The 16308-nt window shown below is 66.5% G+C and carries 43 protein-coding genes; 42 read left to right on the top strand and 1 reads right to left on the bottom strand.

The window, feature by feature from the left end:
* The first annotated feature begins 16 nt into the window (after positions 1-16).
* The 42 genes from ACFY7C_RS19175 to ACFY7C_RS19380 all read left to right on the top strand — a co-directional run bounded on the left by ACFY7C_RS19175 (position 17) and on the right by ACFY7C_RS19380 (position 15949).
* Positions 17-904, top strand: coding sequence for an SPFH domain-containing protein (locus tag ACFY7C_RS19175; RefSeq protein ID WP_389651552.1), 888 nt, complete (start codon positions 17-19; stop codon positions 902-904).
* A gap of 11 nt (positions 905-915) precedes the next feature.
* Positions 916-1230, top strand: coding sequence for a hypothetical protein (locus ACFY7C_RS19180; protein WP_389651555.1), 315 nt, complete (start codon positions 916-918; stop codon positions 1228-1230).
* Between the two features lie 258 nt (positions 1231-1488).
* Entirely contained in the window at positions 1489-1656 is a 168-nt protein-coding gene (locus ACFY7C_RS19185) for a hypothetical protein (RefSeq protein WP_389651557.1), read from the top strand.
* A gap of 2 nt (positions 1657-1658) precedes the next feature.
* Complete coding sequence (locus ACFY7C_RS19190) at positions 1659-2576, top strand: bifunctional DNA primase/polymerase (RefSeq protein ID WP_389651560.1); 918 nt, start codon at positions 1659-1661, stop codon at positions 2574-2576.
* A gap of 73 nt (positions 2577-2649) precedes the next feature.
* Positions 2650-2982: a hypothetical protein gene (locus ACFY7C_RS19195; protein ID WP_389651563.1), complete on the top strand. Its 333-nt coding sequence runs from the start codon at positions 2650-2652 to the stop codon at positions 2980-2982.
* A 319-nt stretch (positions 2983-3301) separates the two neighbouring features.
* Entirely contained in the window at positions 3302-3523 is a 222-nt protein-coding gene (locus ACFY7C_RS19200) for a hypothetical protein (RefSeq protein ID WP_389651566.1), read from the top strand.
* Between the two features lie 54 nt (positions 3524-3577).
* Positions 3578-4303: a ribonuclease H-like domain-containing protein gene (locus ACFY7C_RS19205; protein ID WP_389651568.1), complete on the top strand. Its 726-nt coding sequence runs from the start codon at positions 3578-3580 to the stop codon at positions 4301-4303.
* An 8-nt stretch (positions 4304-4311) separates the two neighbouring features.
* On the top strand, positions 4312-4569 hold the full coding sequence (locus ACFY7C_RS19210) for a dsRBD fold-containing protein (protein ID WP_389651571.1): 258 nt from the start codon (positions 4312-4314) through the stop codon (positions 4567-4569).
* Positions 4566-5003: a hypothetical protein gene (locus tag ACFY7C_RS19215; protein WP_389651574.1), complete on the top strand. Its 438-nt coding sequence runs from the start codon at positions 4566-4568 to the stop codon at positions 5001-5003. The genes ACFY7C_RS19210 and ACFY7C_RS19215 overlap by 4 nt, the downstream gene beginning before the upstream one ends.
* A gap of 482 nt (positions 5004-5485) precedes the next feature.
* A complete protein-coding gene (locus ACFY7C_RS19220; RefSeq protein ID WP_389651576.1) occupies positions 5486-5683 on the top strand; it encodes a hypothetical protein in 198 nt (65 codons plus the stop codon).
* A 7-nt stretch (positions 5684-5690) separates the two neighbouring features.
* Complete coding sequence (locus tag ACFY7C_RS19225) at positions 5691-5876, top strand: hypothetical protein (protein WP_389651579.1); 186 nt, start codon at positions 5691-5693, stop codon at positions 5874-5876.
* Entirely contained in the window at positions 5873-6025 is a 153-nt protein-coding gene (locus ACFY7C_RS19230; protein WP_389651582.1) for a hypothetical protein, read from the top strand. Before ACFY7C_RS19225 ends, ACFY7C_RS19230 begins: the two co-directional genes overlap by 4 nt.
* 116 nt (positions 6026-6141) lie before the next feature.
* Complete coding sequence (locus ACFY7C_RS19235) at positions 6142-6366, top strand: DUF3310 domain-containing protein (protein WP_389651585.1); 225 nt, start codon at positions 6142-6144, stop codon at positions 6364-6366.
* Complete coding sequence (locus ACFY7C_RS19240; RefSeq protein WP_389651588.1) at positions 6363-6533, top strand: hypothetical protein; 171 nt, start codon at positions 6363-6365, stop codon at positions 6531-6533. The genes ACFY7C_RS19235 and ACFY7C_RS19240 overlap by 4 nt, the downstream gene beginning before the upstream one ends.
* A 225-nt stretch (positions 6534-6758) precedes the next feature.
* On the top strand, positions 6759-6983 hold the full coding sequence (locus tag ACFY7C_RS19245) for a hypothetical protein (RefSeq protein ID WP_389651591.1): 225 nt from the start codon (positions 6759-6761) through the stop codon (positions 6981-6983).
* A 230-nt stretch (positions 6984-7213) separates the two neighbouring features.
* Positions 7214-8104 carry a helix-turn-helix domain-containing protein gene (locus tag ACFY7C_RS19250; protein WP_389651593.1) on the top strand — a complete coding sequence of 297 codons (891 nt, stop codon included), beginning with the start codon at positions 7214-7216 and terminating at the stop codon, positions 8102-8104.
* On the top strand, positions 8101-8292 hold the full coding sequence (locus ACFY7C_RS19255) for a hypothetical protein (protein WP_389651596.1): 192 nt from the start codon (positions 8101-8103) through the stop codon (positions 8290-8292). The genes ACFY7C_RS19250 and ACFY7C_RS19255 overlap by 4 nt, the downstream gene beginning before the upstream one ends.
* Positions 8289-8588, top strand: coding sequence for a hypothetical protein (locus ACFY7C_RS19260; protein ID WP_389651599.1), 300 nt, complete (start codon positions 8289-8291; stop codon positions 8586-8588). Before ACFY7C_RS19255 ends, ACFY7C_RS19260 begins: the two co-directional genes overlap by 4 nt.
* Positions 8585-8779 (top strand): hypothetical protein, encoded by a 195-nt coding sequence (locus ACFY7C_RS19265; RefSeq protein ID WP_389651601.1) that lies wholly within the window; start codon positions 8585-8587, stop codon positions 8777-8779. The genes ACFY7C_RS19260 and ACFY7C_RS19265 overlap by 4 nt, the downstream gene beginning before the upstream one ends.
* Positions 8776-9120, top strand: coding sequence for a hypothetical protein (locus ACFY7C_RS19270; RefSeq protein ID WP_389651604.1), 345 nt, complete (start codon positions 8776-8778; stop codon positions 9118-9120). The genes ACFY7C_RS19265 and ACFY7C_RS19270 overlap by 4 nt, the downstream gene beginning before the upstream one ends.
* Positions 9121-9234: 114 nt before the next feature.
* Entirely contained in the window at positions 9235-10221 is a 987-nt protein-coding gene (locus ACFY7C_RS19275; RefSeq protein ID WP_389651607.1) for a hypothetical protein, read from the top strand.
* On the top strand, positions 10218-10382 hold the full coding sequence (locus tag ACFY7C_RS19280) for a hypothetical protein (RefSeq protein ID WP_389651610.1): 165 nt from the start codon (positions 10218-10220) through the stop codon (positions 10380-10382). The genes ACFY7C_RS19275 and ACFY7C_RS19280 overlap by 4 nt, the downstream gene beginning before the upstream one ends.
* Positions 10379-10618 (top strand): hypothetical protein, encoded by a 240-nt coding sequence (locus ACFY7C_RS19285; protein WP_389651613.1) that lies wholly within the window; start codon positions 10379-10381, stop codon positions 10616-10618. The genes ACFY7C_RS19280 and ACFY7C_RS19285 overlap by 4 nt, the downstream gene beginning before the upstream one ends.
* Positions 10608-10832, top strand: coding sequence for a hypothetical protein (locus ACFY7C_RS19290; RefSeq protein WP_389651616.1), 225 nt, complete (start codon positions 10608-10610; stop codon positions 10830-10832). The genes ACFY7C_RS19285 and ACFY7C_RS19290 overlap by 11 nt, the downstream gene beginning before the upstream one ends.
* The gene (locus ACFY7C_RS19295) at positions 10810-11139 is read left to right on the top strand and encodes a hypothetical protein (RefSeq protein ID WP_389651619.1); all 330 of its coding nucleotides are present in this window, start codon (positions 10810-10812) and stop codon (positions 11137-11139) included. The genes ACFY7C_RS19290 and ACFY7C_RS19295 overlap by 23 nt, the downstream gene beginning before the upstream one ends.
* Positions 11136-11435, top strand: coding sequence for a hypothetical protein (locus ACFY7C_RS19300; RefSeq protein ID WP_389651622.1), 300 nt, complete (start codon positions 11136-11138; stop codon positions 11433-11435). The genes ACFY7C_RS19295 and ACFY7C_RS19300 overlap by 4 nt, the downstream gene beginning before the upstream one ends.
* A 160-nt stretch (positions 11436-11595) precedes the next feature.
* Complete coding sequence (locus ACFY7C_RS19305; RefSeq protein WP_389651625.1) at positions 11596-12072, top strand: GNAT family N-acetyltransferase; 477 nt, start codon at positions 11596-11598, stop codon at positions 12070-12072.
* On the top strand, positions 12069-12233 hold the full coding sequence (locus ACFY7C_RS19310) for a hypothetical protein (RefSeq protein WP_389651628.1): 165 nt from the start codon (positions 12069-12071) through the stop codon (positions 12231-12233). Before ACFY7C_RS19305 ends, ACFY7C_RS19310 begins: the two co-directional genes overlap by 4 nt.
* Before the next feature lie 11 nt (positions 12234-12244).
* Entirely contained in the window at positions 12245-12565 is a 321-nt protein-coding gene (locus ACFY7C_RS19315; RefSeq protein WP_389651631.1) for a hypothetical protein, read from the top strand.
* On the top strand, positions 12562-12918 hold the full coding sequence (locus tag ACFY7C_RS19320) for a hypothetical protein (protein WP_389651633.1): 357 nt from the start codon (positions 12562-12564) through the stop codon (positions 12916-12918). Before ACFY7C_RS19315 ends, ACFY7C_RS19320 begins: the two co-directional genes overlap by 4 nt.
* Complete coding sequence (locus ACFY7C_RS19325) at positions 12908-13141, top strand: hypothetical protein (protein WP_389651636.1); 234 nt, start codon at positions 12908-12910, stop codon at positions 13139-13141. Before ACFY7C_RS19320 ends, ACFY7C_RS19325 begins: the two co-directional genes overlap by 11 nt.
* On the top strand, positions 13134-13556 hold the full coding sequence (locus ACFY7C_RS19330) for a hypothetical protein (protein WP_389651639.1): 423 nt from the start codon (positions 13134-13136) through the stop codon (positions 13554-13556). The genes ACFY7C_RS19325 and ACFY7C_RS19330 overlap by 8 nt, the downstream gene beginning before the upstream one ends.
* Entirely contained in the window at positions 13553-13912 is a 360-nt protein-coding gene (locus tag ACFY7C_RS19335) for a thermonuclease family protein (protein ID WP_389651642.1), read from the top strand. Before ACFY7C_RS19330 ends, ACFY7C_RS19335 begins: the two co-directional genes overlap by 4 nt.
* Before the next feature lie 81 nt (positions 13913-13993).
* Positions 13994-14158, top strand: coding sequence for a hypothetical protein (locus ACFY7C_RS19340; protein ID WP_389651645.1), 165 nt, complete (start codon positions 13994-13996; stop codon positions 14156-14158).
* On the top strand, positions 14143-14343 hold the full coding sequence (locus ACFY7C_RS19345) for a hypothetical protein (protein WP_389651648.1): 201 nt from the start codon (positions 14143-14145) through the stop codon (positions 14341-14343). The genes ACFY7C_RS19340 and ACFY7C_RS19345 overlap by 16 nt, the downstream gene beginning before the upstream one ends.
* Positions 14340-14591 (top strand): hypothetical protein, encoded by a 252-nt coding sequence (locus ACFY7C_RS19350; protein WP_389651651.1) that lies wholly within the window; start codon positions 14340-14342, stop codon positions 14589-14591. The genes ACFY7C_RS19345 and ACFY7C_RS19350 overlap by 4 nt, the downstream gene beginning before the upstream one ends.
* Positions 14588-14797, top strand: coding sequence for a hypothetical protein (locus tag ACFY7C_RS19355; protein ID WP_389651654.1), 210 nt, complete (start codon positions 14588-14590; stop codon positions 14795-14797). Before ACFY7C_RS19350 ends, ACFY7C_RS19355 begins: the two co-directional genes overlap by 4 nt.
* Positions 14787-15095, top strand: coding sequence for a hypothetical protein (locus ACFY7C_RS19360; RefSeq protein ID WP_389651656.1), 309 nt, complete (start codon positions 14787-14789; stop codon positions 15093-15095). Before ACFY7C_RS19355 ends, ACFY7C_RS19360 begins: the two co-directional genes overlap by 11 nt.
* Entirely contained in the window at positions 15092-15244 is a 153-nt protein-coding gene (locus tag ACFY7C_RS19365; protein ID WP_389651658.1) for a hypothetical protein, read from the top strand. Before ACFY7C_RS19360 ends, ACFY7C_RS19365 begins: the two co-directional genes overlap by 4 nt.
* Complete coding sequence (locus ACFY7C_RS19370; protein ID WP_389651661.1) at positions 15241-15420, top strand: hypothetical protein; 180 nt, start codon at positions 15241-15243, stop codon at positions 15418-15420. The genes ACFY7C_RS19365 and ACFY7C_RS19370 overlap by 4 nt, the downstream gene beginning before the upstream one ends.
* Positions 15417-15680 carry a hypothetical protein gene (locus ACFY7C_RS19375; RefSeq protein ID WP_389651664.1) on the top strand — a complete coding sequence of 88 codons (264 nt, stop codon included), beginning with the start codon at positions 15417-15419 and terminating at the stop codon, positions 15678-15680. The genes ACFY7C_RS19370 and ACFY7C_RS19375 overlap by 4 nt, the downstream gene beginning before the upstream one ends.
* Entirely contained in the window at positions 15677-15949 is a 273-nt protein-coding gene (locus tag ACFY7C_RS19380; protein WP_389651667.1) for a hypothetical protein, read from the top strand. The genes ACFY7C_RS19375 and ACFY7C_RS19380 overlap by 4 nt, the downstream gene beginning before the upstream one ends.
* On the opposite strand, the gene ACFY7C_RS19385 is transcribed toward ACFY7C_RS19380, so the two are convergent.
* The gene (locus tag ACFY7C_RS19385; protein ID WP_389651669.1) at positions 15925-16272 is read right to left on the bottom strand and encodes a hypothetical protein; all 348 of its coding nucleotides are present in this window, start codon (positions 16270-16272) and stop codon (positions 15925-15927) included. The genes ACFY7C_RS19380 and ACFY7C_RS19385 overlap by 25 nt on opposite strands.
* Positions 16273-16308: the final 36 nt, after the last annotated feature.

The raw sequence follows: 16308 nt of genomic DNA on the forward strand, positions 1-16308 counted from the left end.
CCTTCAAGGAGACCCGATGGTCTACCTCGTCCTTGCCGTCATCCTGCTGCTCATCGCCGCCGTCTTCTTCGTCGCCTACAAGGCAGTTCGGGGGATCGGCGGCGACAGGATCCCGGGGCTGAAGTGGGGTGCGATCGGCACTCTGGTGGTCCTCGGTCTCCTGACCCTGGGCATGTCGATCACGACGGTCGGCGCCCGTTCCGTGGGCATCCAGACGGCCTTCGGCCGGTACCAGGACACCCTGGCCAATGGCCTTCAGCTCACCGCGCCGTGGTCCTCGGTCGAGGAGTTCTCCACGCAGGTGCAGTACCTCGACCTCGACGGCGACCAGGCTGTGCCGGTGACGTTCAAGGGCGGTGGCGGTGGCGAGGTCAACGCGACTCCGCGTTGGCGCATTGACGCCGCCAAGGCCGAGAACCTGTGGAAGAAGTACCGCACGTTCGAGAACGTCCGCGACAAGCTGGTGAACTCGTCGGCGAAGGACTCGGTCCGGATCATCGCCTCCAGGTACACCCCGAACGATGCCCGCTCGGGCGAGAACCTGCGGAAGCTCACCGATGAGGTCCAGGCCGACCTCGGCAAGTCCCTTGCTGACGATGGCGTCCTCATCGACTCCATCAGCATCAAGGGCATCTCACTGGACGAGCGGTCGCAGTCGTCACTCGACAAGATCGTGGAGGCGAACAACTACGTCGAGCGCGCCAAGGCCGAACAGGAGCGCGCCCGCATTGAGGCCGAGACGGCCAAGATCCGGCAGCAGAACGGCGCCCTCTCAGGGCCGGCCATCACCATGAAGTGCCTGGAGATCCTGGACAAGTGGAGCAGCGCCAACAACGGCCCGCTCCCCGCCGGCTTCGTCTGCCCCGGCACTGACACCCGCAGCTTCACCGTCACTGACAAGTAAGGAAGATCCGCATGTCCCACCACGAAGAGCACGCCCCGAAGCGCAGGGGTCCCAAGCCCAACCCGTTCGTCGCCTACAAGAAGGCACAGAACGCCGCCGCCAAGGCCGCCCGCAAGGCGGAGAAGGCACGGGAAGCCGTCGAAAGGGCTCACCTCCAGGAGGAGAAGGCACGGGAGGCAGCCGAGAAGGCCCAGCTCCTGGCCGAGGCCGCCGAGGCCCTCGAAGCCGCCGCCGACGCTGCCGCCGACGAGGAGGCCGAAGCCCTCGCCGCCCTCGAAGCCGCCGTCGAGGCCGTCAAGGTCCCCGTCGCCGACGACGTCGAGTAGACCGCCGGACCCCTGCCCCCATGGATGGTGGGGGGCAGGGTGCCGGTCGCCGGGGACCGGCGTCAGCGAGGAGCGTATGCCTCTACTGCCGTCGGCCCCGGCCCCCAATGCGCCGGTGGGGGGTGAACCAGCACGGGCCTAGGCCGTGGCCTGCATCGCCCACCGGCTTACAACTGAATACGAGGACAAATGGAAGAACGGCCCCCAGAGAAGACGCACCACGAGTGCAAGTGCCGGGACTGCGATCCGATGGCCATGATGGCCGACCGCACTACCGCCTGGAAGAGCGCCAGTTCGCTCCTCGGCGGCCGGAAGTGGTCGACCGAGGACGGTACCGAGGTGGTCATCACCCCGTCGGACGTCCTCGTCCTGGCGCACTGGCTGGAGACCGGCGCATTCCTGGCCGACAGGGACGAGGACGACTGATCATGACCCTGCTGGGATTCGCAGCCCGAGCGGCTAGCCGCGGGTTTCACATCTTCCCCTGCAACCCGGCAGGCACCGAAAACCCGGAGAAGCCGGGCGAGCTCATCGAGAAATGGCCCCACCTCCTCCGGCCCGGAAAGCCCTACAAGGTGAAGTGGGGTGACGTCGCCACCACCGACATGCAGCAGGTGGTGCACTGGTGGCAGTACAGCCCCAACGCCAACATCGGCATCGCCTGCAAGCCGTCGGGAATCCTCGTCGTCGACTGCGACGTACCGAAGAAGCCGAACATACTCAAGGGCACCACGTGGGAGTACCTGCATGAGAGATTGGGCCCCCTTGTTGACGGGGCTGACGTACTGCGAGAAATGTGCGGACGATTCGGGGATGATTATTCTCGACTGGAACGGACGTACCGAGTCTGCACTGCATCAATGGGGCTGCACCTGTACTTTTGGTGGCCCGAAGACGTTCAGGCATCTCAGGCGTCGCCTGTCCCTGGCCTACTGGACATTCGCTGCAACGGCGGATCGAAAGGCGGCTACGTCCTCGCCGCCGGAAGCGTGACCCGCAAGGGCTCGTACATCGCCGAGAACGACCTCCCCATCGCCGACGCCCCTCCGTGGCTCGTCGAGCTGTGTCGGGAGAAACCGAAGCCGAAACCGCCGAAGGGCATGTTCAGTCAGCCCGGCCATGCCGGTTACTCGGGCCTGGTCGAGTCCGTGCGTCTCGCGCAGGAGGGGAATCGGAACAACTGCCTTCTGTGGGCAGCCCGTTCCATGTGCGAGGACGGCGCCACCGAAGAGGAGTGCATCGACCTCCTCGTGCCGGCCGCCATGGAGTGCGGCCTCGACGGTGGCGAGCGTCAGGCTCTCGCCACGATCCGGAGTGCTTACCGCCTTCAAGGAGCAAAACGATGATCGCTCTCATCATCATCACCGCCCTCATCGGGATCTTCCCCCTCGCGTTCGTCATCGGAAAGCGAGGCCTGTGATGTACCGCTGGTTCCACGTCGCCATGGCGCTCCTCATGTTCGGCCTCGGCGTCTCTGAGGCCGTCGTCGGCCTGTGGGGGTGGGCGGCCTTCTCATGGTCTCTGGCCGTCCTCAACGCATGGTTTGCCGATCGCGAGGCCAAGCGTGAGAGGGCCGAGGCCGTTCGCCAGGTCATGGACCTGCCGCTGCCGCCGTACGAACCCAAGGGGGACGAGCGCCTCATCACGCTCTCCAAGGGCTATGAGCCGGTGGAGACGCCCCTCGACGACGAGGAGGCGGCGTGGCAGGCGCACACCCAGACATGCCGGATCTGCCAGGAGAGGAACCTGTGACGCGTCGTCTCAAGATGAAGGTCCGCATGGTGCCGTGCGACAAGTGCGACGGCACCCACGCCTACTGGTGGTCGACGTCATCGACACCGCCACCGTCATGCGCCGAACGACGGCTGCGGCTGATGGCTCGGAAGCTCGATGCCCCCAAGGGCTAAGCGCAAGACCGCCGGTGAGCTCGACGCGGAGGCGAAGGCGGCGATGATCGCCCGTATCCGCGAGTCGCTGGTCGGCTGGTACCCCGGCAAGTGGGCCGAGGAGGTCGGCCGGGGCCCCGCCTGCCACTGCGGCCTGCGTGGAGCGAAGGAGGCGTGCACACGGCATGGCCAAGAGAATCCAGACGCTGTGGCTGCCGGGTGACCGCGACACCGTCCTGGAGCACGAGCTACGCCAGGCCCTCAGGCGGGAGAAGCGGTTCACCGCCCAGGAGTTCCACGTACTCAGCCTCGTTCACGCCTGTCGCGCCGCTAAGGGCTCGTACCCGTGGTGGCGCTGCACCAGGCGCTCCCCGTGCGTCTTCTGCCAGGAGATAGCTGATGTGTGATCCGAACGGATAGCAATGCCAGACAACTCAATAGCGGGCCCCCGGATTCTCTCCTTGGACATCGAGACAAGTCCGGTGGTCGCACACGCGTGGCAGTTGTTCAAACAGAACATCGCCATCAACCAGATCATCGAGCACCCGCGCACGATGTGCTTCGCCGCGAAGTTCATGGACCAGAAGAAGGTCCACTTCTACAGCGAGTTCGAGCACGGCGCGGACGCCATGTTCCGCGCGGCGCACGCCCTGCTCGACGAAGCCGACATCGTCATGCACTACAACGGTGACCGCTTCGACCTACCCCGGCTGAACACCGAGTTCATCCTCGCCGGACACGCTCCGCCCGCCCCGTACAAGAGCATCGATCTGCTGAAGGTCGTGCGCAAGAACTTTGCGTTCACCTCCAACAAGCTGGCCTACGTCTCCGAGCGCCTCGGCCTGGCCGGGAAGGTGAAGCACGAGGGTCACGAGCTGTGGATCAAGTGCCTCGCCGGCGACCCTAAAGCCTGGGCGAAGATGCGCCGCTACAACGTCCAGGACGTGCGCCTGCTCGAAGAGATCTACGAGAAGGTCCGGCCCTGGATCAACAACCACCCGCACTACGGCCTCTACACCGGCGGTGGCGAGGACTGCTGCCCGAACTGCGGCGGCCTGGAACTCATCCGACAGGGCTACGCGCACACCGGCATGGGCCGCTTCCAGCGGTACAAGTGCCGGGGCTGCGGGACCTGGTCGAGAAGCAGCCGGCGCGACTCTGGCGTCGGCACCATCCAAACCAAGTAGGAGTCACCATGCCCGAGCCCCATGTCCGCGACACCATCTCGTACAGCGAACATGAGCTGACGCTGAAGCTCTGGTCGGACGGGACCAATACCACTGCCGAGATCAGCGACCCGTCGCTGGACGACAAGCTCCTCGGTCAGGGAGATGCCCGACGGCGCAAGGGGGACACTCGACAGCAGAGCGTTGGTGACCGCCTCGCCATCGCCCGCGCCCTCGTCGACTTCGCCGGCGACCTCCTTCCCGAGGGATATGAGGACTCCCTGTGAAGGAACCGACGGAGCACCGGCCGGGCGACGGGGAGTACCCCGAATACTGCGAGCACGACCAGGAGCCCTGGCCCTGCGCGAAGTGGCAGAAGTGGACGGCGTCGAAGGACTACCGCATCCAGGAGCTGGAGCTGAAGGTCTCGGTTCACGGGAACACGATCCGCGCCCACACTGCGCGGCATCGCGAGACAGAGGAGAAGCTTCGCCGCCTGGAGCTGCTGATCCGTGGCGGTGTCCTGCGCGCTCTCGCCGACGTGGGCATGGGACGCATCACCGAAGAGGTGACCCGCGACTACATCGACGCCCCCATCATGGGTGGGGAAGTGGTTCGTTTCGCCCGCGCCGAGGACTACACCGTCACCTACGCCGGCCCGAACAAGACGTACGTCAACAACGAGCTCACCGAGGATTTCACGCCCGGTAGGGCCCCATGACCCGACATCGACGCCCTCCGCGGCGGATGCCGTGGGTCGCCGGCGCTGTCGGTGTCGGCCTCGCCGTCGCCGGCCTGGGCATCGGGGCGGCGTCGATCACATCGAAGGAGGCGCCGCCATCGACGCCATCGATTGCCCCGGCGGTGACCACTGCTGCCCCGCCTGCTGTGACCACTCCGTCACCGAAATCCCCCTCGCCTACGAGGACCCCGGCGAAGTCGTCTGCTGTGAGGCCCGAGGTCTCTGCGACGGCCCGTACGCCGGGTGCACGGTCGTCCCGCCCCGCGTCGCCGACCCGGACATCCCGCCCTGCTGCTCCACCCCGGAGCTCTGCGGCGGCCCCCACGAGGACTGCTACGACGCAGCACGCGCCGAAGCCGTCAGTGACGCCCTCGACCCATACCCCGAGACCGACACCGTCGACAACTGCTCCGACTGCGCCAACGACCCCTCCGGCTACTGCGGATTCGCCTAGCGGCGGCATGGCGACGACGACGTTCTACCGGGACCCGACTGCTGTCCAGGCTGCTCAACGCATGGCGGCGAGGGGATCTGCTGGTGACCCGGCCTGCTCGATGTCGTACGCCGGGCAGTTCGACGAGAGCGACGTCCCTGCCCGGGCGCAGGGCAAGCGGGTCGGCGTCGGCACCGCAGGCGGCTACGTCTGTCTGATCTTCTAGGAGCGACATGGCCGCGAAGAACGGCGAGAAACACCACCTGTCCAAGCTCACTGCGGATGGCGTCCGTGAGATCCGCCGGCGCCGCGCCGCTGGCGAGACCATCGACTCGATCTGGCTGTCGTTCCCGAACGTCGCCTCCCCATCGACGATCACTGCCGTCCTGAATGGGCGGACGTGGAGGCATGTCCGATGAAGAACCTGATCAAGCTCGGCTTCTGGGCCGGGATCGGCTACGGCGCCGGCCACCTCCTCGCCCGACGCTTCGGCCCCGCCGTCCTCGCCTGGGTCGCCCTCCGCGACCTGGACGACATGTGGGACGTGTTCAACACGGAGGTCGACTGATGCAGATGCAGCCGAACACGGATGATGAAGCCGGGGAGTTCCACGGCGGGTACCACCGTTGGATGCCTAGCTGTGACGAGTCCCCCCGGTGCGAGCCTGTGCAGCTCGGGGGCAGCGTGGCACCGGCGCACGACTACGACCCGCCGCCCAGTCACTACGACGGCGGCGCGATCCAGCCCTGGGATGTCATCGACGCCTTCGGCCTCGACTACTACACCGCCAGCGTCCTCAAGTACATCTGCCGGGCCGGAAAGAAGGACATCGCCCCCCGCGTGGACGACCTGAAGAAGGCGCGCAACTTCCTGAACCGGGCGATCGAGCTGGAGGAGAAGAAGACGTGAGCGACGTAAACGAGCGGTACGTCCAGAACGTGAGCCTCGCCGAGGCGCGCCGGGTGCACGCCCTGGAGAAGGCGATCGAATCGCATGATTACCCCACTACCGATGTGGAGATCCTCGGGCGCGCCAAGGCCTTCGAGGAGTACCTGAAGGGTGGGGGCGATGCATGACGACGTCACCCTCGTCTACACCGACGGCGGCACGGTCGCCCACTATCTCGACTTCGATCAGACCCCGAACTCTGTGGAGACGGAGGCGATGTGTGGTCGCACGGCATGGCCGGGAATGTGGCATGGGACTGGCAGTCAGGACGAAGAGGAGAGGGCAGCGGACCTGAGGGTGTGCTCTCAGTGTCACTCCATTCTTTCCTTCCGGCGGAACGGTGCGGTTCCGAGGTGAGCGACGGCGTCGATTTCAACGACCCTCGGGCCTGGGGCTACTGCAAGTTCTGCGTTTTCCAGGTGGCCGTCGATCTGGAGACGCAGCAGATCTTCGAGCACGACCGGATGTACCACGGCAACGTCAGGCATCGGTGCGACGGGAGCCTGACGGAGGCGTCGGTGCAGCCGGCGCTGGAGGTCGAGTCGGCGGCCTCGCGGGAGGTGGTCGACGATGAATGACCGGCATTGGCGAATGGTCTGGGCGGGCTGGGTCGCCTATTTCGCGGCCGCGGAATACGCGGCCCTGAAAGGGGACAACCCGAAGGCCCCCTTTTCCTACTTCATGAGAACAACTCTTGGGATTCGACAGTCCCCACTCCGACACCGTGCAGGGCAGGTGATATTCGGGGCCGGGATCGTCTGGCTTGTATCCCACCTGTACGAGCGAAACCAGTAAGGAGGCTTGGCCTATGGGGCGGCGCGATCATCTCACCGAAGAGCAGAAAGCAGAAGCTCGGGCCCGGGCCAAGCAGCAGTACTTTCTCAAGCAGCAGGGCAAGGCCGGCTATGTCGACGCTTCGGAGATGCAGCAGCGCATCAGGAAGCTGCACGACGACCACCAGATCACCTTCCAGCGCATCAGCGAGAAGGCCCGTGTCGACGTCAACGTGGTCGAGTGGCACTACCACGGCCACACCGGCGCCCGCCCAGATGTGCCGCTGACCCAGTGCATCTGGCGCGTACACAACGCGATCATGACGACACAGTTCGGCCCCGCCGACGTCGCGGCACAGATCCGGTCGCACGGCACGCAAAGACGCCTGCGGGCAATGATCGCTGCTGGCTACCCCCAGCACTGGCTCGCCGAACACACCGGCCGGCGCGTCGCCCAACTGAACAACTTCCTCGTCAAGGAACGCGAGTACGTCAGCGCCGCCCATGCCGCCGATGTCGAGCAGCTCTACCGCAAGTACGCCGACACCGACCCCGTCACCGTCGGTGTCACCTCCAAGGCCAAGGCGTACTCGCTGGGCGTCGCGAGGAAGAGGGGCTATCCGCCCGGCACGTGCTGGGACGACGACACCATCGACGACCCGGCCGCGATACCGGAGTGGACCGGTGCCTGCGGGAGCGAACGCGGCTACCAGATCCACTGGCGAGAGAAGATCCCGTCCTGCGAGCCCTGCCGGCTGGCGCACCAGCAGTACAAGAACGAGAACCCTGGCAGTGCCAGGGCCCGCGTCCACCGGGACGAGATCCTCCGGCTTCACGCCGAGGGCTACGACTCGGCCCGGATCGCCGAACGCCTCGGCGTCTCAGAGCGCACCGTTACCCGAACCATCAAGGAATTCACCCCATGATCGACTACTACATCGTTCAGCACGGCAAGACCGTTGCCCTGGCCACCTATCCCGACGAGGCGGTGCAGGTCGCCGTACGTATGGACAGCAGCCTCAAGGACGCGGTCCTCGACCCCTCCTCCGGGGTCATCTTCGCCAAGGGGCGCCCGACCGGGTGGCAGATCCTCCAAGAGGTCAGGACGCGGTGAAGGTCGAGCAGCGCGTCCAGGTGAAGATCACCGGCGCCCCGCGGCCTTACTCGTACGCGTGGTGGTTCGACCCCCTGGCCGGCGAGGGCCCGCTCATGGTCGGCGACCGGGTCGAGCTGCCGCCGAACCAGGTCCAGGAGGACGGGAGTAGCGGCGAGGTCGTCGCCGTCGGCACCAGCTACAAGGGCGAGCTCAAGAGCATCGTCCGCAAGATCGAGGACGCCTACGAGCGGGACGACTACCGGGCCCAGGAGGCCGACATCTGGGCGGGGTTCGGGCAGGGAGATTACGCGTGAACTGGAACAGCGCCCGGAGGGCGGGCAAGGCGATCGTGCAGCGGGTGCTTCAGGACGCGCAGCTCCGCGAGGGCAAGCACGTGCACACCGCGTCCTACAGCTACGGCGAGAAGTGCCAGGGCGGCGACTGGGAGTGCGCGCTGTGGCAGCAGCAGCTCGATGAAGCGATGGAAGCTTGGAGCGGATCATGACACCTGAGGAACACCTCCTGGCCGCCGCCGACGACATGGCGGAGCACGGCCACTGCAAGGAGTACTACTTCGACGACCCCGTGAACTGGCAGACCTCGTCCAGCTGCGCCTACGGCTCTCTCGCCCGCACGGTCAGCAGGGAGGCGGAGGAAGGCCGGTACGCCGCCATCACCGAGGCGCAGGAGTGTGGTGCGGCCAAGATGCTCGCCGCTCACATCCAGGACAAGTTCCCGCACCTTCGCGGCGAGGAGACCTGGGTCACGATCACCAGCTTCAACGACCTGCCCAGCACCACTGGCGAGGACGTGATCCTCGCCATGAAGGAGGCCGCTCATGGCTGACATAGGCGAGGACGAAGCGACGATCATCGAGTTCGAGCCGCTCCCCGAGACCGCCCCCGTCGAGACGCCGGCCCCGGCCGAGCCCGTCCCGGCCTAGCTGGAAGGCAGAGACCCGTGATGCCTCACCAGCGAGACTACGGCGACGCCGGGGACGCGACGCTCGTCCCCGGCGCCCTCACCGCCTACCGGCACTTCTTCATGTACTCCGACGGCGGTCCAAGGCTTCTTCCGATGGCAATCCATTGTGGGGCTGGGGCTGGCGTATACACCAAGAGCGAGTCCACCCGGGGCAAGGCGGAGGTGTTCCAGGCGCAGTGCTACAGCTACGCGACGATCTGGGGAACCCGAGGGGCGCACGACACCCCCTCCCTCGACTGCACCTGCGGGTTCTACGCCCACTACTTCCCCGAGACCGACTTCTACGACGACGAGTACTGGGATGCCTTCCAGGACGGGGAAGGCCTCCTCGACCACGCCATCGTTAGGGCAGTCGTCGAGGTCTCCGGCAGGGTCGTTGTCGGCGCCCTGGGCGTGCGAGCCGAGAAGATCAAGATCAAGGCTCTGGCGATCGACTGGGAGAAGTGCCGTCGTGAGATCACCTTCGCCGACCTGGACGGCGAGGCGGACCTCATGCCTGTCCCCGCCCGGAGGGTTATCCGAGCCCCGAATCCTCGTGTCCGGCAGGCTTACGAGAATACCGCCGCCGAGGTCGCCGGCATCTACGGCGCCACGTACTACAGCGACGCGGCGCAGATGTACGCCGACCACCCACAGCAGGACCTGAAGCAGCTCGGCATCAACGCCAAGACGCAGCGCGAGGTGGAGGAGGAGCGCGCCCGGAAGCGGCAGGAGGACGCTCAGCGTATCCTCGCCGACGTCCAGGCCGCGACCGACGCCTTCCAGCGGTACGCCACGGCGGGACTGAAGGTCACCCTCAACGGCGCCCCCCTCGACGGAGTCACCTCCGTTACCTGGGACAACACTCCCATCGCCGTCACCGGCGCGCCGCCGGCGAACCCACTGGTACGTGCCATCGAGGCGAAGAAGAACCGGCCGGCGCCGCCCGGCACGGGCATCGACCGGCGACGGAGGAAGCTGTGAGGATCCTCGACGAGTGGCGTTACGAGTGGCGCCGAGGCAGCGAAGCCCGGGCGCTGGCGAAAGCCTACAAGCGCCTTCGGCAGCAGCTTCGGAGCGGTGAGATCACCCCCGAAGAGGCGGCGTCGAGGGCGGCCGAACTGGAACGGAAGAGGCAGCTGTGAAGTACCAGGTTTCATTCGAGACTTCGGCGGGCGGTCACATCACGGTCGAGACCGACGAGACCGACCCCGAGCGCATCCTCGAAGCTGCCTACGAGGAGGGCATCCCCAGCGTCTGTGCCCAGTGCTCGGGCTGGGGCCGGGACTACTCGCTGGAGATCGGCGACGAGTGGGACCCCATCGAGGACGAGCAGGGTCTCGTCATCTACACGGAGGATGGGGAACGCCATGGCCGATGAGAAGGAACGTTTCTCCCGGCTGGAGTGGATGGGCCGGCGGGTCAAGGTGCACTTCGCCCCCCACTGGCCGGTGCCGATCGGCAACTACGTCTACGACGGTTTCGACGCCGACGGCATCTGGGTGTCGCACGACGTGAACGGCCAGCGGCACATCATCTGGCACGACATCGACAACGTGGAGGTGATGACCGATGGGACGCCCGCACAGGAGTAGGCCGCAGATCGATGCCGCGCTCCGGAGCTTCGCCCTGGAGAACCTGCGGGACACGATGTGCCGCCTGAAGGACGGCGACCTCGGCCTCGATGTCCCAATGAGCAGCGTCGACCGGGCCTGGCGCGAGACGTACCTGAACCGGGCGGCGAAGTGGGCACAGATCGCCGAGGCGCTGCGTCCGGAGCCGGCTCCGGAAGGGCAGAGGCAGCGGCACCACTTGGTTCCGAATCTTCTTGCTCCCGGTGGCATGGCGTGCGCCTGCGGCGAGCTCTGGGCCAACTGCTATGAGAAGGAGAAGACGCCGTGAAGGTTCTGTTCTGTGGCGGCCCGGCCGACGGGCAGTGGCGTGACGTCGCCGTGCCCACAAGGGACGGGTACGTAAGGAACGGGCAACCGTACGAGGTCGTGGCCCCGCCGACCCCGCTCGAATTCGCCCGTGGCACAGGGACGCTGACGAAGGTCATGTACTACCTGTGGAATATCCAGGTACTCGGACACCCCATGCTCGTCGCCGCCCCTCGGGGTGACCACAACGAGTCCGACAGCGTCCTGTACGCCGTCCTGCGACGCGACGTCGCCGACCACCTCCGGGGGCGGCCTTGATCGAATTCACCCTCCCGTCGCACCCCGTCGACGACACGAACTGCCCTCACGATGAGGGCCCTTTTCATTTCTGGACGTGCGACGGCCCGTTCACGGTGTCCTGCGACAACTGCGGCGCCGACGGGATCATCACGCAGACCACCGAACCGGAGGAGTGATCATGGCCATCCTCTACCGCCCCCTCCGTCTCGGCGAGTACCCGACGCTGGTGCCGGCGGAGCACGGTGGCGGTGTCATCGCCATCGACCCCGACAGGCCCATGCGCCGGCCGGAGTGGTGGTACGGCACCGCCCACGAGCGGGACCACCAGATCGTCGGGCACCTGCGCTGGTACCGCGACGACTACGAGCATCAGCCGCTGGAGATATCCCAGGTCACGGTCGACTGGGAGTACCGCCGGCAGGGCATCGCCACCCGCATGCTGCGCGAAGCGCAGAAGATCGAGCCTGGCATCCGGCACTCCCGTCTCCGGACGGCCGACGGCGACGCGTGGGCGAAGTCGACCGGCGACGCCATCCCCGTCCGGCACTGGAACCTCGAACGGCTGTGGGCGAGGCCCCACAGCTTCGACCGCATCACCCAGGACATCACGCACAAGATCCGGCACGAAGCGCAGTACGAGGAGGTGCTCCGGTGACCGACCCCGACACCGTCGCCCTCGGCGCCGCTGCCGCCGACACCGGCGCTACGACACTGCACCTGCTCAAAGAGCCGTCGGAGGAGTTCGTCGAGTGGGTCCGCGACAACTCCAGCATCAAGGCCATCATCTGGCCGGGCGGGGCACTCGCGCTGCCCTGAAAGGAATAGGCATGACCTACAACACCGACCTGATGCTCCAGGTCCGCAACCAGATCCGGATGGAGCCTGAGCGGCACCGTCAGGCAGCGTTCGAGAGCTTCTGCGGTACCACCCGGTGTATCGCCGGCTGGGCCATCTTCATTGCCACGGGACAGCAGGTGGACGTGGCGTGCAACCTCGGGACCAGTTACTGGCAGCATCCCGAGACTGTCGGCGCGAAACTCCTCGGCCTCAACGAGAAGGAGGCGGGCGCCATCTTCTACGAGCTGGACGAGGGCAAGGCCCTGGCGAAGCTCGACGCCCTCATCGAGAAGGGGAAGAACCAGCGATGAACAAGGCCGACATCTACCGCAAGGCCGCCGAGATCATCGTCCGCGACGGGCAGTTCAAGGGCGAGCTGACATCCGGCGGCGAGGACGCGGACGCCCTCAAGGACCCGAGCCTGCCGGTGTGCGCTATCGGCGCCTGCGCCCGGGCCGAGTACGAGCTGTACGGCACCCTCCCCTGGGAGCGCCCGAACGGTGACCCGTACGACTACGCCTTCCGTGTCGGCGGCGAGTACAGCTACAACCTCAGCGGCGTGCCGCGCGCGATCTACTACGTCAACGACGACCCCAGGTTCGGCGCCGAGGACATCGCCCTGGTGCTGAAGCAGCGGGCCGCGGAGCTGGACGATGCCGGCTGAGCGCTACCTGTCCTGGAACCCGACCCGTAAGCGGGTGTGGACAGAGCACCCGTGCTTTCCCAAGGGCGCCGTCAGGTGGCGGGACGACCGGTGGGAGTGGCGGAAGGAACACAGCAGGCTCGGCGCCGAACCGAAGCCGGACCAGCTCCGCATCTACCGGATCCACGAGGGCGGCGACGTCATCACTGAGATCCCGCCTGAGGAGTGGGACGACCATGTATGAACCCGTCGTCGACGCGCGCGGCGTCGAGATCGAGCCCGGCGACACCGTCATCTACGGGTACACCGTCGGGCGCAGCGTCGCCCTCGCCGAGGCCGTCGTGGTCGGGGAGGAGGGGCATCGTGACATCGGCCCTATCGGCTTCAACGAGTTCCAGCAGCAGGACAGCCACGGCTGCTCTTGCGGCAACAACTGGCCCTGCTTCGAGACCGACACGCCGGTGAAGTCGTCGGTGTCGCTGACGCCGACGGGCCGGGTCCGGCTCCGCATCGTGCGCAGGTCGTACGGCAGCTGGCACACGAAGCCGGTGGTGGACGTGGCGCCGGACCGGCTGATCGTGCTGAAGCCGATCGCGACGGACGTCATCCCCGGCCGCGTGATGCTCCCGCCGTCGCCGCTACAGGAACGAGAGAGGTGAGTTCGATTTACGAATACAGAGCCAAGGTGATCCGCGTCATCGACGGCGACACCCTCGCCCTCGCCGTCGACCTCGGCTGCGACGTGACGCTGAACCTGACGGTGCGGCTGTACGGCGTCAACTGCCCTGAGATGAAGGGTGATACGCGCGTCCAGGGCGGTATGGCGAGGCACTACACCTCGAACTGGCTCCAGGAGCATGCCAGCGCCACGCAGTTCACCCAGCAGGTGACGCTGAAGACCCACAAGGACAAGCGGGAGAAGTTCGGCCGCTATCTGGCCGACATCTACGCCGACGGGCGACACCTGAACGCCGACCTGGTCGAGGCCGGCCACGCCGCGAGGTACGAGCCGTGACCGAGCTGTGCGGCGACCCCGACGACGACGGCTGGTGCTGCTGCGTCTGCAACAAGTGCAACCTGTGTAAGGACGACGACGATGGTCCCACCGAAGGGTAAGCAGCCGGCCTCGTCCGGCAAGGGCGGCAGCAGCCGCAAGAAGAAGAACAGCCAGCCGACGCAGCGCACCCCCGAGCAGCGCGTGAAGATCGTCGGTGCCGACGGCAAGGTCCGGTGGGAGTGGCGCCCATGGCCGACGAAGTAGCCGAGGACTTCTACTGGATCAGCGACAACGAGAGCTTCTTCGCCCACCAGTCGCACTACAAGGGGTACACCCGGCACACCCGGTGCGGCATCGTCCTGGGCGGCTACGCCAACCTCCCCGAGATGCTCCGGCTCGCCGAGGACAAGCCCCGCTGCTACGCCTGCATGGACGGGACACGGGCATGAAGAACGAACTCTACGCCGAGGTACGGCAGTTGGTCCTCGCCCATCAGGGACCGTGGCTCGATGAGCACGGAAAGCCTGCCGCGTGCTCCCACTGCGAGACCCGCTGGGCGAAGATCCGCGACGTGCTCGACCGCATCGTCGACAACGCCGACGAGATCCTGCTTGACACCCTCGTCGAGCAGGCCAAGGCGGAAGAGCTCCGGCGACGCGGACCGGCTCGTCGGCTGCCGCCGAGGGGGCCCCGGTGAAGAAGCCGCACAAGCCCCGCGTCGTCGGCGTCGAGATCAACGACAGGTGGCGCTACATCGGCACCTGCGAGTGCGGATGGCACTACAACCGCTGGGACGCTCCGTGGGATCTGGTCCTCGAAATCGCCAACGGCCACGCCTACTTGAGGCGGGCCGGATTGGTCGCATTGAGCGAAGCACTGAAAGGACGCAGCCGTGACACCTGAAGAGATCCTGCACACCGCCATCGAGATCATCGAGCGTGACGGCTGGTATCAGGGCGACCTGGACGACGGCGACGACAAGCACGGTGCCGTGTGCGCCGTCGGTGCCATCGAGCGTGCCTGGTCGGGCAGTTCGCAGGCCTTTGGGGCCTTGTACTGGCCCGACGAGCGGCGCGAAGCCATCGACCGCCTCAACTCCCACGTCGGCAGCTACTACGGCGGCATCGGCGTCTGGAACGACCACCCGGGGCGCACCGTCGAAGACGTCATCCTCGCCCTGAAAAAGGCGGCCGCGTCGTGAAGAAGATCTGGGTGATGGGCTACCGGGGCATCGTCCATTGGCGGTACCGGGCGCACTGCCGGTGCGGCTGGAGCCACGACGTCCTCGCCGAAAACTACGGCCGCCTCCACCCCGCCATCGACGCACACGCGAAGGACCACCGACGATGAGCAAGAAGAAGATCAACTGGAGCGAGGAGTGGCACACCCTCGGCAGCATCCTGCTCGCCATCGGCATGTACGGCATGGCGCTCCTCCTCAAAGGCGACATGCCCGACTGGCCGGCGTCCATCGCCACCGCAGCCATCGGCTTCGCCCTCATCCTCTGGAAGGGGGGCAGGCGATGAAGCCCTCCCGTCCCCGCTGTCACCACTGCGGCCGCCGCACCGACCTGCCCACAGCGCTGGGAGTCATGAACCACCCCTGCTCCCACTGCGACAAGAACGAGTTCGGGATGACGCGCGATGCCGTCGCCGTCCCCGACACCGGCGAGTTCTACGTCAAGGACGGCGTCGTGCGCAAGGTCATCGAAAGCGAGTGGATGGACTCCGACGACGGGCACGACGGCATCATGGTCTGGGTCGAAGCGAAGGATGACACCACATGAAGCGCACCCTCGCCGCCGTCACCGTCGGTGTCCTCGTCGCTGTCGGTTGCGGCGTCACCGACACCGACCGGGCCGGCGACCCGGGGCGGATCGTCGAGAAGGACGAGGACCGTCGTGTTAGCCGTACGGGTAAGAGGACGACGACTCGGTACGACTACGACTTCACGATCCAGCGGCCGGACGGCTCGGTGTACGAGCTGGACGTGAGCCGGGCCGCCTTCGACTCCTGCTTCGTCGGCTCCGCCTATCCGCGGTGCCTGGACGACTGAGTCCGCTTGTTCTGCGCCCGTATCTGCCCGACGAGCGACGGCGCCAGTGTCCACGGGAATTCGTCGTCGTCGTGGCTGTCCGCGAGGACTCGCCACAGCCACCCTGCCCAGTCGCGGGGCATGGTCAGTGTGAACCGCTGCCGGTCCGAGATCGCGGTTGCGTACACGGCCCTCGCCCAGGTGGCGACGGACAGCCGGCCGGCTTCCTGGTTCGACGGCCATGCCGTGCACCAGCCCCAGTCCTCCAGGCGCTCGGCGACGATCAGCCAGTCCAGGGCCTCGTAGGTCACCTGATACGACTCGCGGCGCAGCTCGATTCTCACCCCCACACCGTAACCGAGGAATGGTGATGATCATTT

Source organism: Streptomyces sp. NPDC012769, assembly GCF_042901205.1.
Taxonomy (GTDB): domain Bacteria; phylum Actinomycetota; class Actinomycetes; order Streptomycetales; family Streptomycetaceae; genus Streptomyces.